Below are 15,647 nucleotides of genomic sequence, written 5' to 3'. Positions count from 1 at the left end.
GTTATCCCTCTTTCTTTTCCGAATCGGTGGTCAGCTGCCGGAAAAAGCAGCTGTGGTTCCCGGTGTGGCATGCCGCGCCGGTCTGCTTGACGCGGAGCAGCAGGGTGTCGTCATCGCAGTCGGTAAAGGCGCTGACGATTTTTTGAATGTGCCCGGAGGTCTCCCCCTTGTGCCACAGAGTTTTCCGGCTGCGGCTGTAGAACCAGGTTTCCCCGGTCTCAAAGGTCTTTTTCATGGACTCCCGGTTCATGTACGCCAGCATCAGCACTTCCTCCGTGTCATCGTCCTGAATGATGGTGGGAAGCAGGTCGGATTTCTGGAAATAGCGGTCGATCTCATCGTCCACGGCTGCGGCGGTTTTCGGGCGCTTCTGGGAAATCTTGTGGCAGGCAATGAGGGCAGCCCGCAGATCCAGCGCGCCGTTATAGACCGAACGCCCGGCGATGGCGCCGTACAGCCCCAGATCGTACAGGGCGACCAGGTCCAGCAGGCTGCTGACGCCGCCGCTGGCGATGATGTTGCAGCTTACCGCCTGGTTCAGCTTATCCAGCATGACAAGGTTGGGTCCGTTCATCATGCCGTCGTGGGAAATGTCGGTAAAAATGATGTAGTGGACGCCCAGCTCCTCCATGCGGCGGGCGAGGTCAAGATAGCCTATTTCGCTCTGTTCCGTCCAGCCCTCGGCGGCGGCCTTTCCGTCCAGCGCGTCAATGCCCACGGCGATCTCTTTGCCGTAGGCTTTCACCGCTTCCCGGACAAAACCGGGGTCTCGCAGGGCGGCAGAGCCTAAAATCACCCGGCTGACGCCCCTGGAAAGGTAGTAGTCCACCGTTTTCATATTGCGAATGCCTCCGCCCACCTCGATGTGAGCGTCAGTATTTTGAAGCACGTCAAAAATCAATTGGGCGTTTTTCGGCTCGCCGTCCTTGGCGCCGTCCAGGTCCACCATATGGATCCAGTGCGCCCCCTGCTCCTGAAACCAGCGGGCGGTGGAGACCGGGTCTGGCGCTACCACCTCGGCGGTGCTGTAGTCCCCCTGGTACAGCCGGACGCACCTGCCGCCCTGCAGATCAATAGCCGGTAAAACGATCATGCTCTTTCCTCTCCATTCGTCGGGATATCATATTTGCACCCAGCAGCGCAAACGCGCCGCAACTCATTTTCTACAGCGTTCCCTTGGAGGACAGCACGGCGCTTTCGTCTTCGGAAAGGGAAACGGCGTCCTTCAGGGCATGGGCAGCCGCCTTAAAGAGGGCTTCTATCATATGATGGGAATTTTTCCCGTATTTACAGTCCAAATGCAAAGTCAGCCCGGCATTCACGGCAAAGGCGCGGAAAAATTCCTCCGTCATGCACGTGTCAAAATCGCCCACACGCTCCTGGGGAAACTCCCCGTGGAACACCAGGAAGGGTCTGCTGCTGACGTCTACGGCGGCGAAGCCCAGCGCTTCGTCCATGGGAATGAAAGCGCTGCCGTAGCGGCGAATGCCCTGCTTTGTGCCCAGCGCCTTCGCAAACGCCTGTCCCAGCACGATGCCGGTATCCTCAATGGTATGGTGGCAGTCCACCGCCCAGTCCCCCACTGTTTTAACCGTCAGCCCGAACCCGCTGTGAACGGCAAGCGCGGTGAGCATATGGTCGAAAAAGCCGACCCCGGTGGAAATCTTCACCTCGCCGCCCTCTAAAGACAGCGCCACGGAGACCTCCGTTTCCTTTGTTTCTCTGTGCAGTTCGGCGTACCGTTCCATACTCATTCCTCATTTCTCTGTTTGGTTCAGATATTCCCGAAACACTTCAAAAACCCGCCTGTTTTCCTCCGGCTTGCCGCAGGTGATGCGGAGCAGCCCGCCGGTATAGCGCAGGGCGACGCCCCGCTCCCAAAAATAACGGTAGGCGGCTTCTCCGTCCGGCAGGACCAGCGCCGCAAAATTTGTTTCGCCGGGCAGCAGGCGGAAGCGCCCCGGAACGTCTTTCCCGATGGCTTCCAGCCCGGAAACGAGCTGGGCTTTCGACTGCAAGATCGTCTCCCGGGCGGCGGCAAGCTCCTCTTTCCTGCGAAGGACGGCAGCGCCCACAGTTTGGGAAAGGGAATTCACATTATAGGGGGACTTTGCCGCCCGGACAGCGTCCGACAGCTCCCTTCGCGCCACGGCGAAGCCCAGGCGCAGCGCCGCCATGCCCACTGCCTTGGAGCAGGTGCGCAGGATCACCAGATTGTCATGGTCCTGGAACTCCGGCAGCAGGCTCTGGTCGGAGAAATCCATATAGGCTTCGTCCAGCACCACCAGAGCGCTGACATTGCGCAAAAGCCGCCGAATGTCCTCTCTGGGACAGACCACGGAGGTGGGGTTGCAGGGATTGCTGAAAATCAACAGCCTGATATGTTCATTGTTGCAGGTTTCGATCAGCTTGTCAATATCCAGCCGGAAATCATTTTTGCTGTCTTTTTGCAGCTTTACATGGCGGGCTTCCTGCAGGAAGCCGTTCACCGCGTACATGGAAAAATCCGGCTCTACGGTGGCAAAAGCTTCCCCTTTCTGCAAAAAGGCGGAAAACAGCACGGTGATCAGTTCATCGGAGCCGTTGCCAGCCACCACATTTTCCGCCGGAACGCCGTAAAAATCCCCAAAGGCAGCGCAAAGCTCCTTTGCCGCCGGGTCGGGATAGCGGTTAAATTCCGGCAGGCTTCGGAGGGCTTCCTCCACCGCGCCCTCGGGCAGGGGGAGAAAGGATTCGTTTGCGTCCAGCCGGAGCCTTCCAGCCGGGTCCGCCGGGTCATAGGGCTTGAGCTGCTTTAATTTTTCGCTGAAAATATACATATTGGAATATCCCCGCTGTCACTGCTTCGCCTTCAGGCGCACCTGAATGGAATTGGCATGGGCGGTCAGCTCCTCTGTTTCCGCCAGCCGGATAATGTGGGGCGCGGCGTTCCAAAGCGCTTCCTTTGGATAGTAGATAAAGCTGGATTTCTTGATGAAATCGTCCACGGACAGGGGCGAGAAGAACCGGGCGGTGCCCCCTGTGGGGAGCACGTGGTTTGCCCCGGCAAAATAATCTCCCAAAGGCTCCGGGGAATAATTTCCCAAAAAGACCGATCCGGCGTTGTCCAGCCTGCCCAGGTACGGGAAGGGATTTTCACAGCAGACCTCCAAATGCTCCGGGGCAAGGTCGTTGGCAAATTCCACCGCTTCGTCCATGGTATCGCAGACGATCACCGCGCCGAACCTGTCCAGAGACTGTTCGATGATCTCCCTGCGGGACAGGGTTTCCAGCTGCCGAGTGAGGGCGGTCACGGTGCTTTCCGCCAGTGACGCGTCGTCGGTAATCAAAATAGCCGACGCCATGGGGTCGTGCTCCGCCTGGCTCATCAGATCGGCGGCGAGGAATTCCGGGTCGGCGGAGCTGTCCGCCAGGATCAGTATTTCGCTGGGTCCGGCGATCATGTCGATATCCACCACGCCGTAAAGCTGCTTCTTGGCGGTGGCGACAAAGATATTGCCGGGTCCTACGATCTTATCCACCTTGGGCACGGTTTCCGTGCCGAATGCCAGCGCCGCCACCGCCTGGGCGCCGCCCATGAGGAACACGCGGTCCACCCCGGCAATAAGCGCCGCGGCAATGATGTTGGCGTCCGGCTTTCCGGCTCTGCCTGGTGGGGTCGCCATGATAATTTCTCCCACCTCGGCGACCTTGGCAGGGATCACGTTCATCAGCACGGAGGAAGGATAACCCGCCGTGCCGCCGGGGACATAGACCCCCACCCGGTGCAGTCCGCGAACGCGCTGCCCGGTGATGACGCCGTTTGCCATGGGGTCAATGCGGCTCTGCTGCTTCTGCCGCCGGTGAAAGGCGCGGATATTTTCCGCCGCCAGCTGTAGAGATTCCAAAAAGGCGGGGTCGCAGGCTTTTGCCAGCTCTTCCATTTCCGGGCGGGTCAATTCCAGCGTATCCGGTGTCCAGCCGTCAAATTTCCGGGAATAGCTCTTGACCGCTTCCTCTCCCCCCTGCCGGACGGTTTCGATGATCTCGGCAACGGTGCGCTCAATTTCCGGGCTTGTCTGCCCCACTCTGGCTTTCAGGTCCTTGAGAAAGGAGCGGCAGGTCTCCCTGCTTCCTGTCACTGTTTTTATCATATGCTTTCCTCCTGTTTTCTCTGCGCTTCCAATCGCGCCGCAAGGTCTTCAATCTCCCGCTTCCGCAGCTTCATGGCGGCAGGGTTCACGATGAGCCGCGCCGACACCCCGGCGACCTGCTCCACTACCTCCAACCCGTTTTCCCGGAGGGTCGCCCCGGTCTCCACGATGTCCACGATGCCGTCCGCCAGCCCCAGCAGGGGGGCAAGCTCTACCGAGCCTTCGATTTTGATGATGCGCACGTCCATTGCCTTGCTTTCAAAGTACCGCCTTGCCACATTGGGATATTTGGTGGCGATGGTCTTGCTTTCGTAGCCGTGGAAAAAGTCGGTGTTCTTCGGGCACGCCAGCGCAAAGCCGCATTTGCCGAACTGCAGGTCCAGAATTTCAAAGAACCTGCCGCCGTGCTCCATGATGACGTCCTTGCCCACGATGCCAAGCTCACAGACGCCGTGCTCCACATAGGTAATGACGTCCGGCGCCTTCGCCAGCACCACCTGCAGGGAGGTATTTTCCCCTTTCACCGGGAGGATCAGCCGCCTGCCCTTGTCGTGGAGCGCGGAGCAGTCCATGCCGGACTGTTCCAGCAGCGCTACGGTAGATTTTTCCAGCCTGCCCTTTGTCAGGGCGATCCGTAAGGGATTCACAGCCTTTCCCCCTTTCCCGTGTTCCATGTTTCCGTGGTTTCCATTACCCGGAAAACCTTTGGGATATTCCGTTCCCCGGCATAGCTGAGGGTTTCCTCCAGCGTGTCAAATATGGAAACTTCACAGCGTTTCCCCTCTGCGGTCAGCTTGGCGGCAAGCTTCTGCGCCCGTATCTCAAAGCCCGGCTCGCCGTAGATCAGGGCTTCGGGAGCTTCCGCAGTCACCAGCGGGTCGTGAAGCAGGGCGGCAGCGGCGTCTAAGTCCATGGCAAAGCCCACGGCGGGCATGGGCGCCCCGAATTTGCCGCAGAGGTCATCGTACCGTCCGCCGGAAAGTATGGCGTCTCCGTGGTTCTCCACGTAAGCGCTGAATACCGCGCCGGTGTAGTAATCGTTGGGCTGCACCAGCCCCAAATCCACCATCAGGCGGTCGCCCAGACCGAGCTGCTTCAGGGCGCTGTACAGCCGCTTCAAATAGGCGAGCATTTCCCGGCTGTCTTCATCGGTGCACCAGTGCTCCGCTTCCTGCAAGACCTCCTCCCCGCCGAAAAGACGGGGCAGGCGCTTCATGGCTTCCACCTCCGGGCTGATGCCCAGAGGGTCCAGCAGCTCGCTGAGCACGCCGTAATTTTTCGATTCGATGGCAAGCCGCAGCTCTTCCCGCCGCTCCGGGGACAGAGAAAGGCGGTTCGCCAGCGCGGGGAACAGCCTGGCGTGACCGATCTCCACCCGGAAATCCTCCACGCAGGCGGAAAGCGCTTCCACGGCAAGGGAGATGACCTCCAGATCTGCCCGCAGCCCCGCGGCGCCCAGCAGCTCAATGCCCATCTGGGCACATTCGTCGCTGCGCCCGGACAGGTCGGGGCGGTTGCGGTAAATGTGCTGGTCATAGAACAGCCGGAGCGGACGGGGGCTGTCCTGCAGCCGGGAAGCCGCCATGCGGGCAATGGGCAGGGTGGAATCGGGGCGGACTACCAGCAGCCTGCCGTGGTTATCGGTGGTCTTATACATTTCCTGCTGGGGCAGCGCCGCCCCGGGCAGGCTGAACACGTCATAATATTCCAATCCGGGGGTCAGCACCTCATGGTAGCCCCGCAGCGAAAAAATGCGGGACAGCCTCCTTTGTGCTTCCCGCTGGGCAAGGCATTCCTCAAACAGAATGTCCCGGGTCCCCTCCGGGGTGATCTTGCTGTAGTTTTTCATAAGAACAGCCCTTTCACTTTAGCGTGCTACTATAATAAACTATCAAACGGCGTTTGTCAAGAAAAAGCTCTGCTTTCCCTGAAACAGCAGAGATTCCCTGCCGTTTTGTCAGGCAGGGAATCCTTCTGTCAACTCAGAACAGCGTTGTCTGGCTGCTTTCCGGCATTCCGGCAAGAGCGCCCACGCCGCGCAGGGTCTCGATCACGGCGCTGGAAACCTTGGCGCGGGACTGCAGGTCGTCAATAGAGATGTATTCGCCCCCGGTCTGCCGCGCTTCCATCAGGCTGATGGCGGCTGAGCCGCCCACGCCGCCCAAAGAGGAAAAGGGCAGGCGTATCTTCCCGTCCTCCACCAGGAATTTGGTGGCGTCGGACTGATATAAGTCCACCGGCAGCAGCTCGATTTTCCGCGCCAGCATTTCATTGATGATCTGCAGGGTGGAAAATTCGGATTCTTCCTTGGCGCTGGCTTCCCGGTTCTTGATCTTCGTGTCCAGCTCCTGCATTTTCCGGGCAACGGCGTCCTTGCCCGCGATGGCGGAAGCGCCGTCAAAATCATCGCTGCGCACGGTAAAATATGCCGCGTAAAATTCCAGCGGGCGGTGCACCTTGTACCAGCCCAGCCGCAGGGCGGAGATCATATATGCGGCGGCGTGCGCCTTGGGGAACATATACTGAATCTTGAAGCAGGAGTCGATGTACCACTGGGGCACACCATGCTCCTTCATGGCGGCGATATGTTCTTCGGTCAGCAGCTTGGAAGCTTTGCCCTTTCGGGTGATCTCCATGATCTTGAACGCCATTTTCGGAGCCAGGCCCTTGTTCAGCAGATAGGTCATAATGCTGTCGCGGGTACCGATGACCTCGGAAATGGTGCAGGTTTTATTCTGGATCAGCTCCTGGGCGTTGCCCAGCCACACGGCGGTGCCGTGGGACAAGCCGGATATCTGCAGCAGGTCGGAGAAGGTTTTCGGGTGGGATTCCTCCAGCATACCACGGACAAAATTGGTGCCCAGCTCCGGCAGGGACAGGGTGCCCGTTTTCACGCCGCCCAAATCCTCCGGGGTCACGCCCAGAGCTGCAGGGGACTCGAACAGGCTCATGACCTCCGGGTCGCTCATGGAGACCTTCATCACGGGAATGCCGGTATAGTCCTCCAGATAGCGGTAAATGGTGGGCACATCGTGCCCCAGCTCGTCCAGCTTGCACACGTTGTCATGAATGGAATGGAAGTCGAAGTGGGTGGTGATATTGTCGGACTTCTGATCGTTTGCCGGGTGCTGCACCGGGCAGAAATCGTAGACCTCCATGCCCCGGGGAATGACGATCATGCCGCCGGGGTGCTGCCCGGTGGTGCGCTTGATGCCCGTACAGCCCAGCGCCAGCCGCTTTTCCTCGGCTTTGTGGAAGGTCATGCCCCGTTCCTCAGCGTATTTCCGCACATAGCCGATGGCGGTCTTATCCGCTACGGTGGCAATGGTGCCGGCTTTGAACACGTTGTCCCTGCCGAACAGCTCCTCGGTATAGCGGTGGGCGCCGCTCTGGTACTCGCCGGAGAAGTTCAGGTCGATATCGGGGACCTTGTCGCCGTCGAAGCCCAGGAAGGTCTCAAAGGGAATGGTGTGCCCGTCCCTGTCCATCAGGGTGCCGCAGTGGGGACAGTCCTTGGGGGGCAGGTCAAAGCCGGAATCATAGCTGCCGTCGGTAATAAATTCGCTGTACTTACACTTGGAGCAGACATAGTGGGGCTCCAAAGGGTTCACCTCGGAAATGCCGGACATGCTCGCCACAAAGGAAGACCCCACCGAACCACGAGAGCCTACCAGATAGCCGTGCTCCTCGGAGTTCGCCACCAGCTTCTGCGCCGTCATGTACAGCACGGAGAAGCCGTGCTTATTGATGGAGCCAAGCTCCTTTTCCAGCCGCTTTTCCACGATATCCGGCAGAGGGTCCCCATAGCGCTCCTTTGCCCGCTGCCATGTAATGGAGTTCAGCTGTTCCTCCGCGCCATCGATAAAGGGAGGGAAATTCCCCATGGGGACAGGGCGGATATAGTCTATCATATCCGCGATCTTGTTGGGGTTCGTCACCACCACCTCATATGCCTTTTCCTTGCCCAGATAGGAAAATTCCTGTAACATTTCCGCAGTGGTGCGCATATACAGGGGTGCCTGCTCCTCCGCGTCGGTAAAGCCGCGCCCCGCCATGATGATTTTTCGGAAATCCGCGTCCTTGGGGTCCTTGAAATGCACGTCGCAGGTGGCGACCACAGGCTTATTCAGCTTCTCGCCGATCTTCACCACGGTGCGGTTATATTCCCGCAAGCCCTCGATGTCCGTCTTGCCCTCCCGCACCATGAACATATTGTTGCCGATGGGCTGGATCTCCAGATAGTCGTAATATTCCGCGATCCTGCAGAGGTTCTCAAAGGAATCTCCCCGGACGATGGCACGGAACAGCTCTCCCGCTTCACAGGCGCTGCCGATCAGCAGCCCCTCCCGGTACTGGTCCAGCAAACTTTTGGGCGTGCGGGGGTGGCGGTAGAAATGCTCCAGATGCCCGGCGGAGATCAGGCGGTACAGGTTCTTCAGACCTGTGTGGTTCTTCACCAGAATGATCTGATGGTAGGAGGGCAGCTTTTTGGAATCGCCGCCAGCCAGGGCGGAATTGATATCCGCCACGGTTTTGGCATTCTGGTCTTCCTTCAGCCTTCCTAACAGGTTCAGGAAAATTTCCCCCAGGGTGGCGGCGTCGTCGTCCGCCCGATGGTGCTGGAAAGGCTTCAGCTTCAAATAAGCCGCCACGGTGTCCAGCTTGCAGTTTTTGATATCTGTCAGCAGGGAACGGCAGATGGGAATGGAATCTATGTAGGTATACTCAAAGGGTATCCCCGTTCTCTCCCCTGCCGCCCGCAGGAAAGAGGTATCGAACCCGGCGTTGTGGGCAACCAGCACGATATTGCCGTCGCCGCAGAAATCGTAAAAGGCTCGGAGCGCTTCCGCTTCTTTCGGCGCGCCCTGCACCATTTCATCGGTAATGCCGGTCAGCTCCGTGATATTGGGGGGAATGGGGCGCTCCGGGTCCACAAAGGTGTCGAAACGGTCGGTCACCTCGCCGTTGTGCAGCCGGACGGCGCCGATTTCCGTAATGCGCTCCTTGGCGGCGGAAAGCCCTGTAGTTTCCAAATCAAAGCAGATAAAATCGTCGTCCAGGGAGCGGTCGCTGCTTCCTGTGACGGCAGGGACAAGGTCGTTGACAAAATAGGCTTCCGTGCCGTAGATGACCTTGAAATCCGAGCCGTCCTTCCGAATGGCTTCCACGGTGTTCATGGCTTCCGGGAACGCCTGCGCCACGCCGTGGTCGGTAATGGCAACCGCCTTTTGCCCCCATTTGTGCGCCTGCCGGATCAGCTCCGCCGGAGGGGTCATGCCGTCCATATCGGACATACTGGTATGTAAATGCAGCTCCACCCGCTTTGTGAGAGCGTCGTCCACCACCTCTACCTGATCCACGGTGGCGATGGCTCTGGGGCGCATAACGTTTTCCCTGTCGTATTTATCATATTCCAGCCCGCCCCGCACCAGCAGGGACTGCCCGGCTTTCAGCTTGTCCAGCTCCTTGCACTCGTTGGCGTTCTGCAGCAGCTTCAAAGTGACCGAGCCGGTATAATCGGTGATGTCAATGCTGTAGATTTTCCGTGCTTTGTCCCGGGTCTCCTTGGATTCGACCGAGAAAATCTCTCCCCAGACCACGATATTGCCAAGGTCGATGGCGGCGTCCTTCAGCGGGGTCAGCTTCCCTTTCGGCACGGCGCCCAGCACGGGCTTTGCCGTTTCCGGGATAATGGTGGGCAGCAGGGTGCGCTCGTCGCGGACGCTGATCTTCCGGCGGCTTGCCTGCTCCTCCATGGCTTCCTCGTACTCTTCCATTTCCTGAATGGCTGCTTCCCGGCGGCGCTTTACCTCCTCGGTGCGCACCTGCTCCAGCAGAGTGCCCTCGCCCTCTTTTACCTCCAGCTTCCCCTCAAACTTTACCGAGCACTCCACGCCGAACCAGGAGCGGACCAGCTCCTTCAGCTTTACATCGGTGTTGTGGGCTGCCAGCAGGTCGTACCCGCCGTGGGCAAGGCGAATGCGCAGAACGCCGTCCTGATACTCCGCCTCCGCCTGCTTGAAGGTGCCGTTCAGCATGGCGTCCATTTCCTTCAGCGCCAGCACCAGAGAGGTGGCGCATTTGGCGGAAAAGCTTTCCGCCGGGAACCGGGGCAGTATTTTCACCGTGCTCAGCCCAAAGGCGGGTCCTGTCAGGGCGTCGGAAAAATCCAGCAGCTCTTCATACTCCACAAACTCCGAAAACCGGGCGGATATCTTCACCGCCCGGTCGTCCCGGTTCACCGAAAAGCTGAGTATTTCGCCGTTCTGCAAGACCTCTGGAAAGGTTTTGCCCGCCAGCTCTTTTTGAAAAAATTTCCCCAATGTATTCAATGCGACTGTACTCCTCACCACTTTTTCTCTGTCTGTTACAGCTTGTCCACCTCTGCCAGAAGCTCCGGCAGCAGCCGTTCCTCCGGCACCTTGCGCAGGATTTTCCCTTTTCGGAACAGCAGCCCGTCTCCCTTGCCGCCGGCAATGCCCAAATCGGCTTCCCTGGCTTCTCCCGGTCCGTTTACCGCACAGCCCATGACCGCCACTGTGATATCCTTCTTGCAGGACGACAGGGCTTCTTCCACCTGATTGGCAAGCGGGATCAAATTGATTCTGGTTCTGCCGCAGGTGGGGCAGGCGACGACCTTTACCCCGCCGCGAAGGTCCAGCGCTTTCAAAATATCTATGCCCGTGCGCACTTCCTCTGCCGGGTCGTCTGTCAGGGACACCCGCAGGGTATCCCCAATGCCGCGCTGCAGCAGCCCGCCGATACCAATGGCGGATTTTATCAGCCCCATGCGCGCCGTTCCCGCGTGGGTGATCCCCAAATGCAGCGGGTACCGGCACCGCTGAGCCGCCAACTCGTAAGCTTCTATGCTGCGCTCCACGGAGGAAGCCTTCATGGAAATAACGATATCCGTAAAATCAAATTTTTCCAGCAGAGAGGCATGGTAAAGGGCGCTTTCACACAGCGCCTCCGCCGTGGGGTGCCCATATTTTGCCAGAATGTGCTTTTCCAGCGAGCCGTCGTTCACCCCCACGCGAATGGGGATTTTCCGGCTGCGGCAGGCGTCCGCCACGGCCTTGACGCGATCGTCCGACCCGATATTGCCGGGGTTGATCCGAATTTTATCGATTCCGGCGGCGGCAGCTTCCAGCGCCAGCTTATAGTCGAAATGAATATCCGCCACCAGCGGAATGGAAATTTTCTCCTTGATCGCCGGGATCAGCCGGACAGCCTCCCGGTCAGGGACCGCCACCCGCAGGATCTGGCAGCCCGCTTGTTCCAGGCGCACCGCCTGCGCCACGTTCCCCTGCACATCGTCGGAGGGCACGCTGAGCATGGACTGCACCGAAACTGGCGCGCCGCCGCCCACCGGGACATTCCCCACCATGACCTGCAACGCATTCCTTCTCATTTCCATTCCTCTTTTCCTACTGATAACTCTTTGCCAGGTATCGGATACCGATAAGCAGCGCCGGGGAATATTTTCCCGTCCATGCGCTGCCAGGCACGCTACCCGCGGAACAGCCGCAGGATATCGCTGAATGTGATGACCACCATCAGCACCATCAGCAGAATAAAGCCCACCGCGTGGACATAGCCCTCGTATTTCTGCGGGACCGGCTTTCTGGTGATCCCCTCCCAGATCAGGAACAGCAGCCTGCCGCCGTCCAGAGCAGGCAGGGGCAGAAGGTTCACCACGCCCAGATTCACGGTAATCAGAATAATCATCATGACGATATTGTTCACCGCCTGACCAAAGCCCTCCGCCAGCCCGGCGCTTGCCGCCTGGGAGATGACCTGCGCCGTGCCCACGGGACCGGCAATGTCATTTAATCCAAACCTGCCGGAAACAATGCCCTTTAAGGATTCCAGCACCATTCTTGCCATGGAAAACGTATCCACGGCGGAACGGCGCACCAGCCCCCAGAAGGTCCGCGCTTCCGGCTGCACCCAGAAATCCATGGAGATGACGGGCTTGCCGTCCTCCCCCACTTCTCCGGCAAGAGAAAAGGTGCCCAAATCCACCTTTTTTCCATCGCGCCGCACCTTCATGGAAACCTCGGTGGGGTCCGCCAGCGCCAGCGCAAAGGAAAGATCCCTGTCCGTGTAGACGGCGTAGCCGTCTATCTCCAAAATCTGGTCTCCTACCTGCGCCCCGGCAATTTCCAGCCGGGAATCCTCGGCAAATTTCGCGATGGTGGTAGTGGCGTAGGTATCCTGCTGCCCCAGCACGATGAGCATGAGGAAAAAGCCCAGAATGATATTGAACACGCCGCCGGCGATAATTACCAAAATGCGCCGCCAAACAGGCTTATTGGAAAACGCCCGCTCATCGGTGCTTTCCTCGTCCTCGCCCATGGCGCAGTAGCCGCCGATGGGAAACAGCCGCAGGGTGTACTGGGTATCCCCCTTCTTAAATTGGAACAGCTTGGGACCCATGCCGATGGAAAACTCGTAGACCAGTATCCCGCCTGCCTTTGCTAAAAGAAAATGCCCCAGCTCGTGGAAAAAAATGACAAAGCCAAAGAGCAAAACACCAATTACGATCAATCCGGCAATCATCAAAGCGTGCAAAAAATCATCTCCTTACGGCTGCGCCGGGCAATCGAGAAGCTTCCTTGTGCAAACCACAGGGGAAGCACCCGACCACGGGCTTTTGACCTTTCTAACATCTAGTATCCAGAATCCAGCGTCTATCCTGTCAGCGACTGCACATAGCGCCGGGCGCTTTCGTCAGCCGCCAGCACGGCGTCCAGAGAATCCGCGGGAACGTCCGGCTGGTGCCGCACCGCGGCGGCGACCAGTTCTCCAATTTCCAAGAAAGAAATTTTTTTCTGTAAGAACAGCTCCACCGCCGCCTCGTTGGCGCCGTTGGCAGCGGCAGGGGCAAGCCCGCCCCGTTTCAGTGTCGCGATACACACGGGCAGGCAGCGGAAAGTCTCCCCGTCCGGCTCAAAGAAGGTCAGGCTCCCCTGCTTCCACAGCTCCAGTTCCTGCACCGGGGAAGGGAACCGCCGGGGGTAAGTCAAAGCATATTGAATGGGAATCCGCATATCCGGCACGCCCATCTGGGCAAGGACGGAATGGTCCCGATATTCGATGAGGGAATGGACGATGCTTTCCCGGTGCACCACCACGTCGATACGCTCCGGCGGCATATGGAACAGCCACGAGGCTTCGATGACCTCCAGCCCCTTGTTCATCATGGTAGCAGAATCTATGGTCACTTTTGCGCCCATGTCCCAATTGGGGTGGCGCAGCGCCTGCTCCGGGGTGATCTCTTTTAATTCTTCCCGCGTTTTCCCGAAAAAAGGACCGCCGGAAGCGGTGAGGATCAGTTTTTTCAAATCTTTTTCCGACCGGCAGCCCTGCAAACACTGGAAAATGGCGGAATGCTCGCTGTCCACCGGCAGAATTTTCACGTTATTTTTCCGCGCCGCTTCCATCACAAGGCTGCCGCCGGCAACCAGTGTTTCCTTGTTTGCAAGCGCCAGCGTCTTTTTTGCGGCGATTGCGGAAAGGGTGGGGCGCAAGCCCACCATGCCCACAACGGCGTTCAAGACGATGTCCGCCGGTTCCCACGCAGCCGCCTGACAAAGCCCCTCCATGCCTTCCAGCACGGTCAAATCCAAGTCCCGGGTCCTGTCCCGCAGCTCTTTGGCGGCGGCAGGGTCAAACAAAACCGCGGCGGCAGGGCGAAATTCCCGCACCTGCTCTTCCAGCAGCCTTGCGTTGGAGTGCGCCGCCAGCACCGCTATCTGTATGGGGCTATCCGTATGGGCAAGCCCGCGGACCACGTCCAGGGTCTGCGTGCCGATGGAGCCTGTAGACCCCAGCAAGACCAGATGCTTCAATGCCATACCCTCCCCTGTTCCGCAAAATTATCCCGTCACCAGCGGCAGCCAGCTCACCAGCAAATAAACGAAAGGCGCTGTAAAGATCACGCTGTCGAAGCGGTCCAAAATACCGCCGTGTCCGGGAATCAATGAGCCGAAATCCTTGATATTGCAGCTGCGCTTGATGAGCGAAAAGCTCAGATCGCCCAAAATGGAAATGGGAGAGCCGAAAAGCCCCACCAAAACCAGGGGCAGATAGTGCGCCTGCACCGTGCCGTGGTACATTCCCTGCGACAGCACCACGCCGCTGAGCACCATGAACAGCACATTCACCAGCATTCCGCCGATGGCGCCCTCCACTGTCTTTTTGGGGCTGATCTCCGGGCAAAGCTTGTGCTTGCCGAAAAACGTGCCGGCAAAATAGGCGCCGGCGTCCGCCACCCAGGCGGAGAACACGGCGATCAGCACATAATACATTCCGTGGGCGGGGTTCAGGTCCCGCAGGGCGACCAGGCATTGCAGCGCCGATGGGATCAGCACCACCATGCTGTACAGCACGCCCACCTCCTTAAAAGAGGTCTCCTTGTGATAGAGGAGCATGGCAGTGAACACCAGCGCCGTGAAAATGGCATAAACGAGAAGCTGCAGGTCCCCCTCGCAAAAGGGGACCGCAGCGGCTGCCGCCAGAGACGGCAGGCACAGGAACCATTTCTTTTCCAACCCCATAGCTTTCACGATTTCGTGCATGGCAATAAGGGAAATCAGAGCCACCGCGATATTGAGCGCCAGTGGGAACGAGGTATTGAACACGATGATAGCCACACAGAACAGGACCAGAACAGCCCCTGACAGAACGCGCTGCTTCATTTCCATACTTCCTTTGTTTGTGGTTCTCCCGCAGGAGCAATGCTCCAGCGGGGCTATACGCCGCCGAACCTCCGCTGGCGGTGGGAATAGATACGAATGGCTTCGTCAAAATCCTCGGGCTTGAAGTCCGGCCAAAGGATATCGAAATAGACAAATTCCGCATAGGCGCTCTGCCACAGCAGAAAATTGGACTGCCGTTGCTCCCCGCTGGGGCGAATAATTAAATCCGGGTCCGGCTGCCCGGCGGTGTAGAGGTACTGGGACAGCTGCTCCGGGGTCAGATCCCCCGGCTGCTTTTTTCCCGCCTTTACGTCTTCGGCGAAAAGCTTCGCCGCGCGCACCAGCTCGTCTCTGCCGCCGTAATTCATCGCCAGGTTCAGCACCATGCCGGTTTTGGGGGCGGAAGCCTCCTCCACCTCGTGGATCAGCGCCTGCAGCTCCGGCGAAAAGGCGGAAACATCGCCGATAAAGCGCACCCGGATATTCTCGTCCATGAAATCCCGGAGGGCTTCTTCCAGATAATCCTTGAAAAGCCCCATCAGGGCGCTGACCTCTTCCGGCGGGCGGGACCAGTTTTCCGTGGAAAAGGCATATACCGTCAGATATTTGATGCCGATTTTAGAAGCATAGCGCGTAATGGTGCGGAAATTCTGCGCTCCTGCCCTGTGCCCGGCAGAACGGGGCAGGCGGCGCTGCTTTGCCCACCTGCCGTTGCCGTCCATAATGATCCCCACATGGGTGGGAAGCTTTTGTTCCTCTTCCTGCCTGGAAGCGTGCTTTTTACGAAACCACATAGCTGTTTCCTTTCGGG

At 58.7% G+C, this 15,647-nt stretch carries 12 protein-coding genes; all 12 read right to left on the bottom strand.

Annotation, left to right across the window (positions count from 1 at the left end):
- Position 1: 1 nt before the first annotated feature.
- A complete protein-coding gene (hisA, locus tag AB8996_RS02740) occupies positions 2 to 1,093 on the bottom strand; it encodes a 1-(5-phosphoribosyl)-5-[(5-phosphoribosylamino)methylideneamino]imidazole-4-carboxamide isomerase (protein ID WP_369297443.1) in 1,092 nt (363 codons plus the stop codon).
- Between the two features lie 70 nt (positions 1,094 to 1,163).
- Positions 1,164 to 1,748, bottom strand: a complete 585-nt coding sequence (hisB, locus tag AB8996_RS02735) for an imidazoleglycerol-phosphate dehydratase HisB (RefSeq protein WP_369297442.1) — start codon at positions 1,746 to 1,748, stop codon at positions 1,164 to 1,166.
- Between the two features lie 9 nt (positions 1,749 to 1,757).
- Positions 1,758 to 2,819, bottom strand: a complete 1,062-nt coding sequence (locus AB8996_RS02730; RefSeq protein ID WP_369297441.1) for a histidinol-phosphate transaminase — start codon at positions 2,817 to 2,819, stop codon at positions 1,758 to 1,760.
- Positions 2,820 to 2,837: 18 nt separating this feature from the next.
- The gene (gene hisD / locus AB8996_RS02725; protein ID WP_369297440.1) at positions 2,838 to 4,133 is read right to left on the bottom strand and encodes a histidinol dehydrogenase; all 1,296 of its coding nucleotides are present in this window, start codon (positions 4,131 to 4,133) and stop codon (positions 2,838 to 2,840) included.
- Positions 4,130 to 4,780, bottom strand: coding sequence for an ATP phosphoribosyltransferase (hisG, locus tag AB8996_RS02720; RefSeq protein WP_369297439.1), 651 nt, complete (start codon positions 4,778 to 4,780; stop codon positions 4,130 to 4,132). Before hisG ends, hisD begins: the two co-directional genes overlap by 4 nt.
- Complete coding sequence (gene hisZ / locus AB8996_RS02715; RefSeq protein ID WP_369297438.1) at positions 4,777 to 5,982, bottom strand: ATP phosphoribosyltransferase regulatory subunit; 1,206 nt, start codon at positions 5,980 to 5,982, stop codon at positions 4,777 to 4,779. The genes hisG and hisZ overlap by 4 nt, the downstream gene beginning before the upstream one ends.
- A 133-nt stretch (positions 5,983 to 6,115) precedes the next feature.
- Positions 6,116 to 10,465 (bottom strand): PolC-type DNA polymerase III, encoded by a 4,350-nt coding sequence (locus tag AB8996_RS02710; protein WP_369297437.1) that lies wholly within the window; start codon positions 10,463 to 10,465, stop codon positions 6,116 to 6,118.
- A gap of 35 nt (positions 10,466 to 10,500) precedes the next feature.
- Positions 10,501 to 11,544, bottom strand: coding sequence for a flavodoxin-dependent (E)-4-hydroxy-3-methylbut-2-enyl-diphosphate synthase (gene ispG, locus AB8996_RS02705; protein WP_369297436.1), 1,044 nt, complete (start codon positions 11,542 to 11,544; stop codon positions 10,501 to 10,503).
- A gap of 98 nt (positions 11,545 to 11,642) precedes the next feature.
- On the bottom strand, positions 11,643 to 12,707 hold the full coding sequence (locus tag AB8996_RS02700; RefSeq protein ID WP_369297435.1) for an RIP metalloprotease: 1,065 nt from the start codon (positions 12,705 to 12,707) through the stop codon (positions 11,643 to 11,645).
- 119 nt (positions 12,708 to 12,826) lie between these two features.
- Positions 12,827 to 13,993: a 1-deoxy-D-xylulose-5-phosphate reductoisomerase gene (locus tag AB8996_RS02695; protein ID WP_369297434.1), complete on the bottom strand. Its 1,167-nt coding sequence runs from the start codon at positions 13,991 to 13,993 to the stop codon at positions 12,827 to 12,829.
- A 21-nt stretch (positions 13,994 to 14,014) separates the two neighbouring features.
- Positions 14,015 to 14,836 (bottom strand): phosphatidate cytidylyltransferase, encoded by an 822-nt coding sequence (locus AB8996_RS02690; protein WP_369297433.1) that lies wholly within the window; start codon positions 14,834 to 14,836, stop codon positions 14,015 to 14,017.
- Positions 14,837 to 14,889: 53 nt separating this feature from the next.
- Positions 14,890 to 15,630: an isoprenyl transferase gene (locus tag AB8996_RS02685; protein ID WP_369297432.1), complete on the bottom strand. Its 741-nt coding sequence runs from the start codon at positions 15,628 to 15,630 to the stop codon at positions 14,890 to 14,892.
- Positions 15,631 to 15,647 lie beyond the last annotated feature (17 nt).

Source organism: uncultured Neglectibacter sp. (genome assembly GCA_937958185.1).
Taxonomy (GTDB): Bacteria; Bacillota; Clostridia; order Oscillospirales; family Acutalibacteraceae; genus Acutalibacter.
The sequence above is the reverse complement of the archived record's forward strand: the minus strand, read 5'-3'. Positions and strand labels throughout refer to the sequence as shown.

What these genes read in the sequence shown, in the direction of transcription:
- hisA (WP_369297443.1), bottom strand. Translation starts at nt 1,093, where the DNA reads ATGATCGTTTTACCGGCTATTGATCTGCAGGGCGGCAGGTGCGTCCGG.
- hisB (WP_369297442.1), bottom strand. Translation starts at nt 1,748, where the DNA reads ATGGAACGGTACGCCGAACTGCACAGAGAAACAAAGGAAACGGAGGTC.
- AB8996_RS02730 (WP_369297441.1), bottom strand. Translation starts at nt 2,819, where the DNA reads ATGTATATTTTCAGCGAAAAATTAAAGCAGCTCAAGCCCTATGACCCG.
- hisD (WP_369297440.1), bottom strand. Translation starts at nt 4,133, where the DNA reads ATGATAAAAACAGTGACAGGAAGCAGGGAGACCTGCCGCTCCTTTCTC.
- hisZ (WP_369297438.1), bottom strand. Translation starts at nt 5,982, where the DNA reads ATGAAAAACTACAGCAAGATCACCCCGGAGGGGACCCGGGACATTCTG.
- ispG (WP_369297436.1), bottom strand. Translation starts at nt 11,544, where the DNA reads ATGAGAAGGAATGCGTTGCAGGTCATGGTGGGGAATGTCCCGGTGGGC.
- AB8996_RS02695 (WP_369297434.1), bottom strand. Translation starts at nt 13,993, where the DNA reads ATGGCATTGAAGCATCTGGTCTTGCTGGGGTCTACAGGCTCCATCGGC.
- AB8996_RS02690 (WP_369297433.1), bottom strand. Translation starts at nt 14,836, where the DNA reads ATGAAGCAGCGCGTTCTGTCAGGGGCTGTTCTGGTCCTGTTCTGTGTG.
- AB8996_RS02685 (WP_369297432.1), bottom strand. Translation starts at nt 15,630, where the DNA reads ATGTGGTTTCGTAAAAAGCACGCTTCCAGGCAGGAAGAGGAACAAAAG.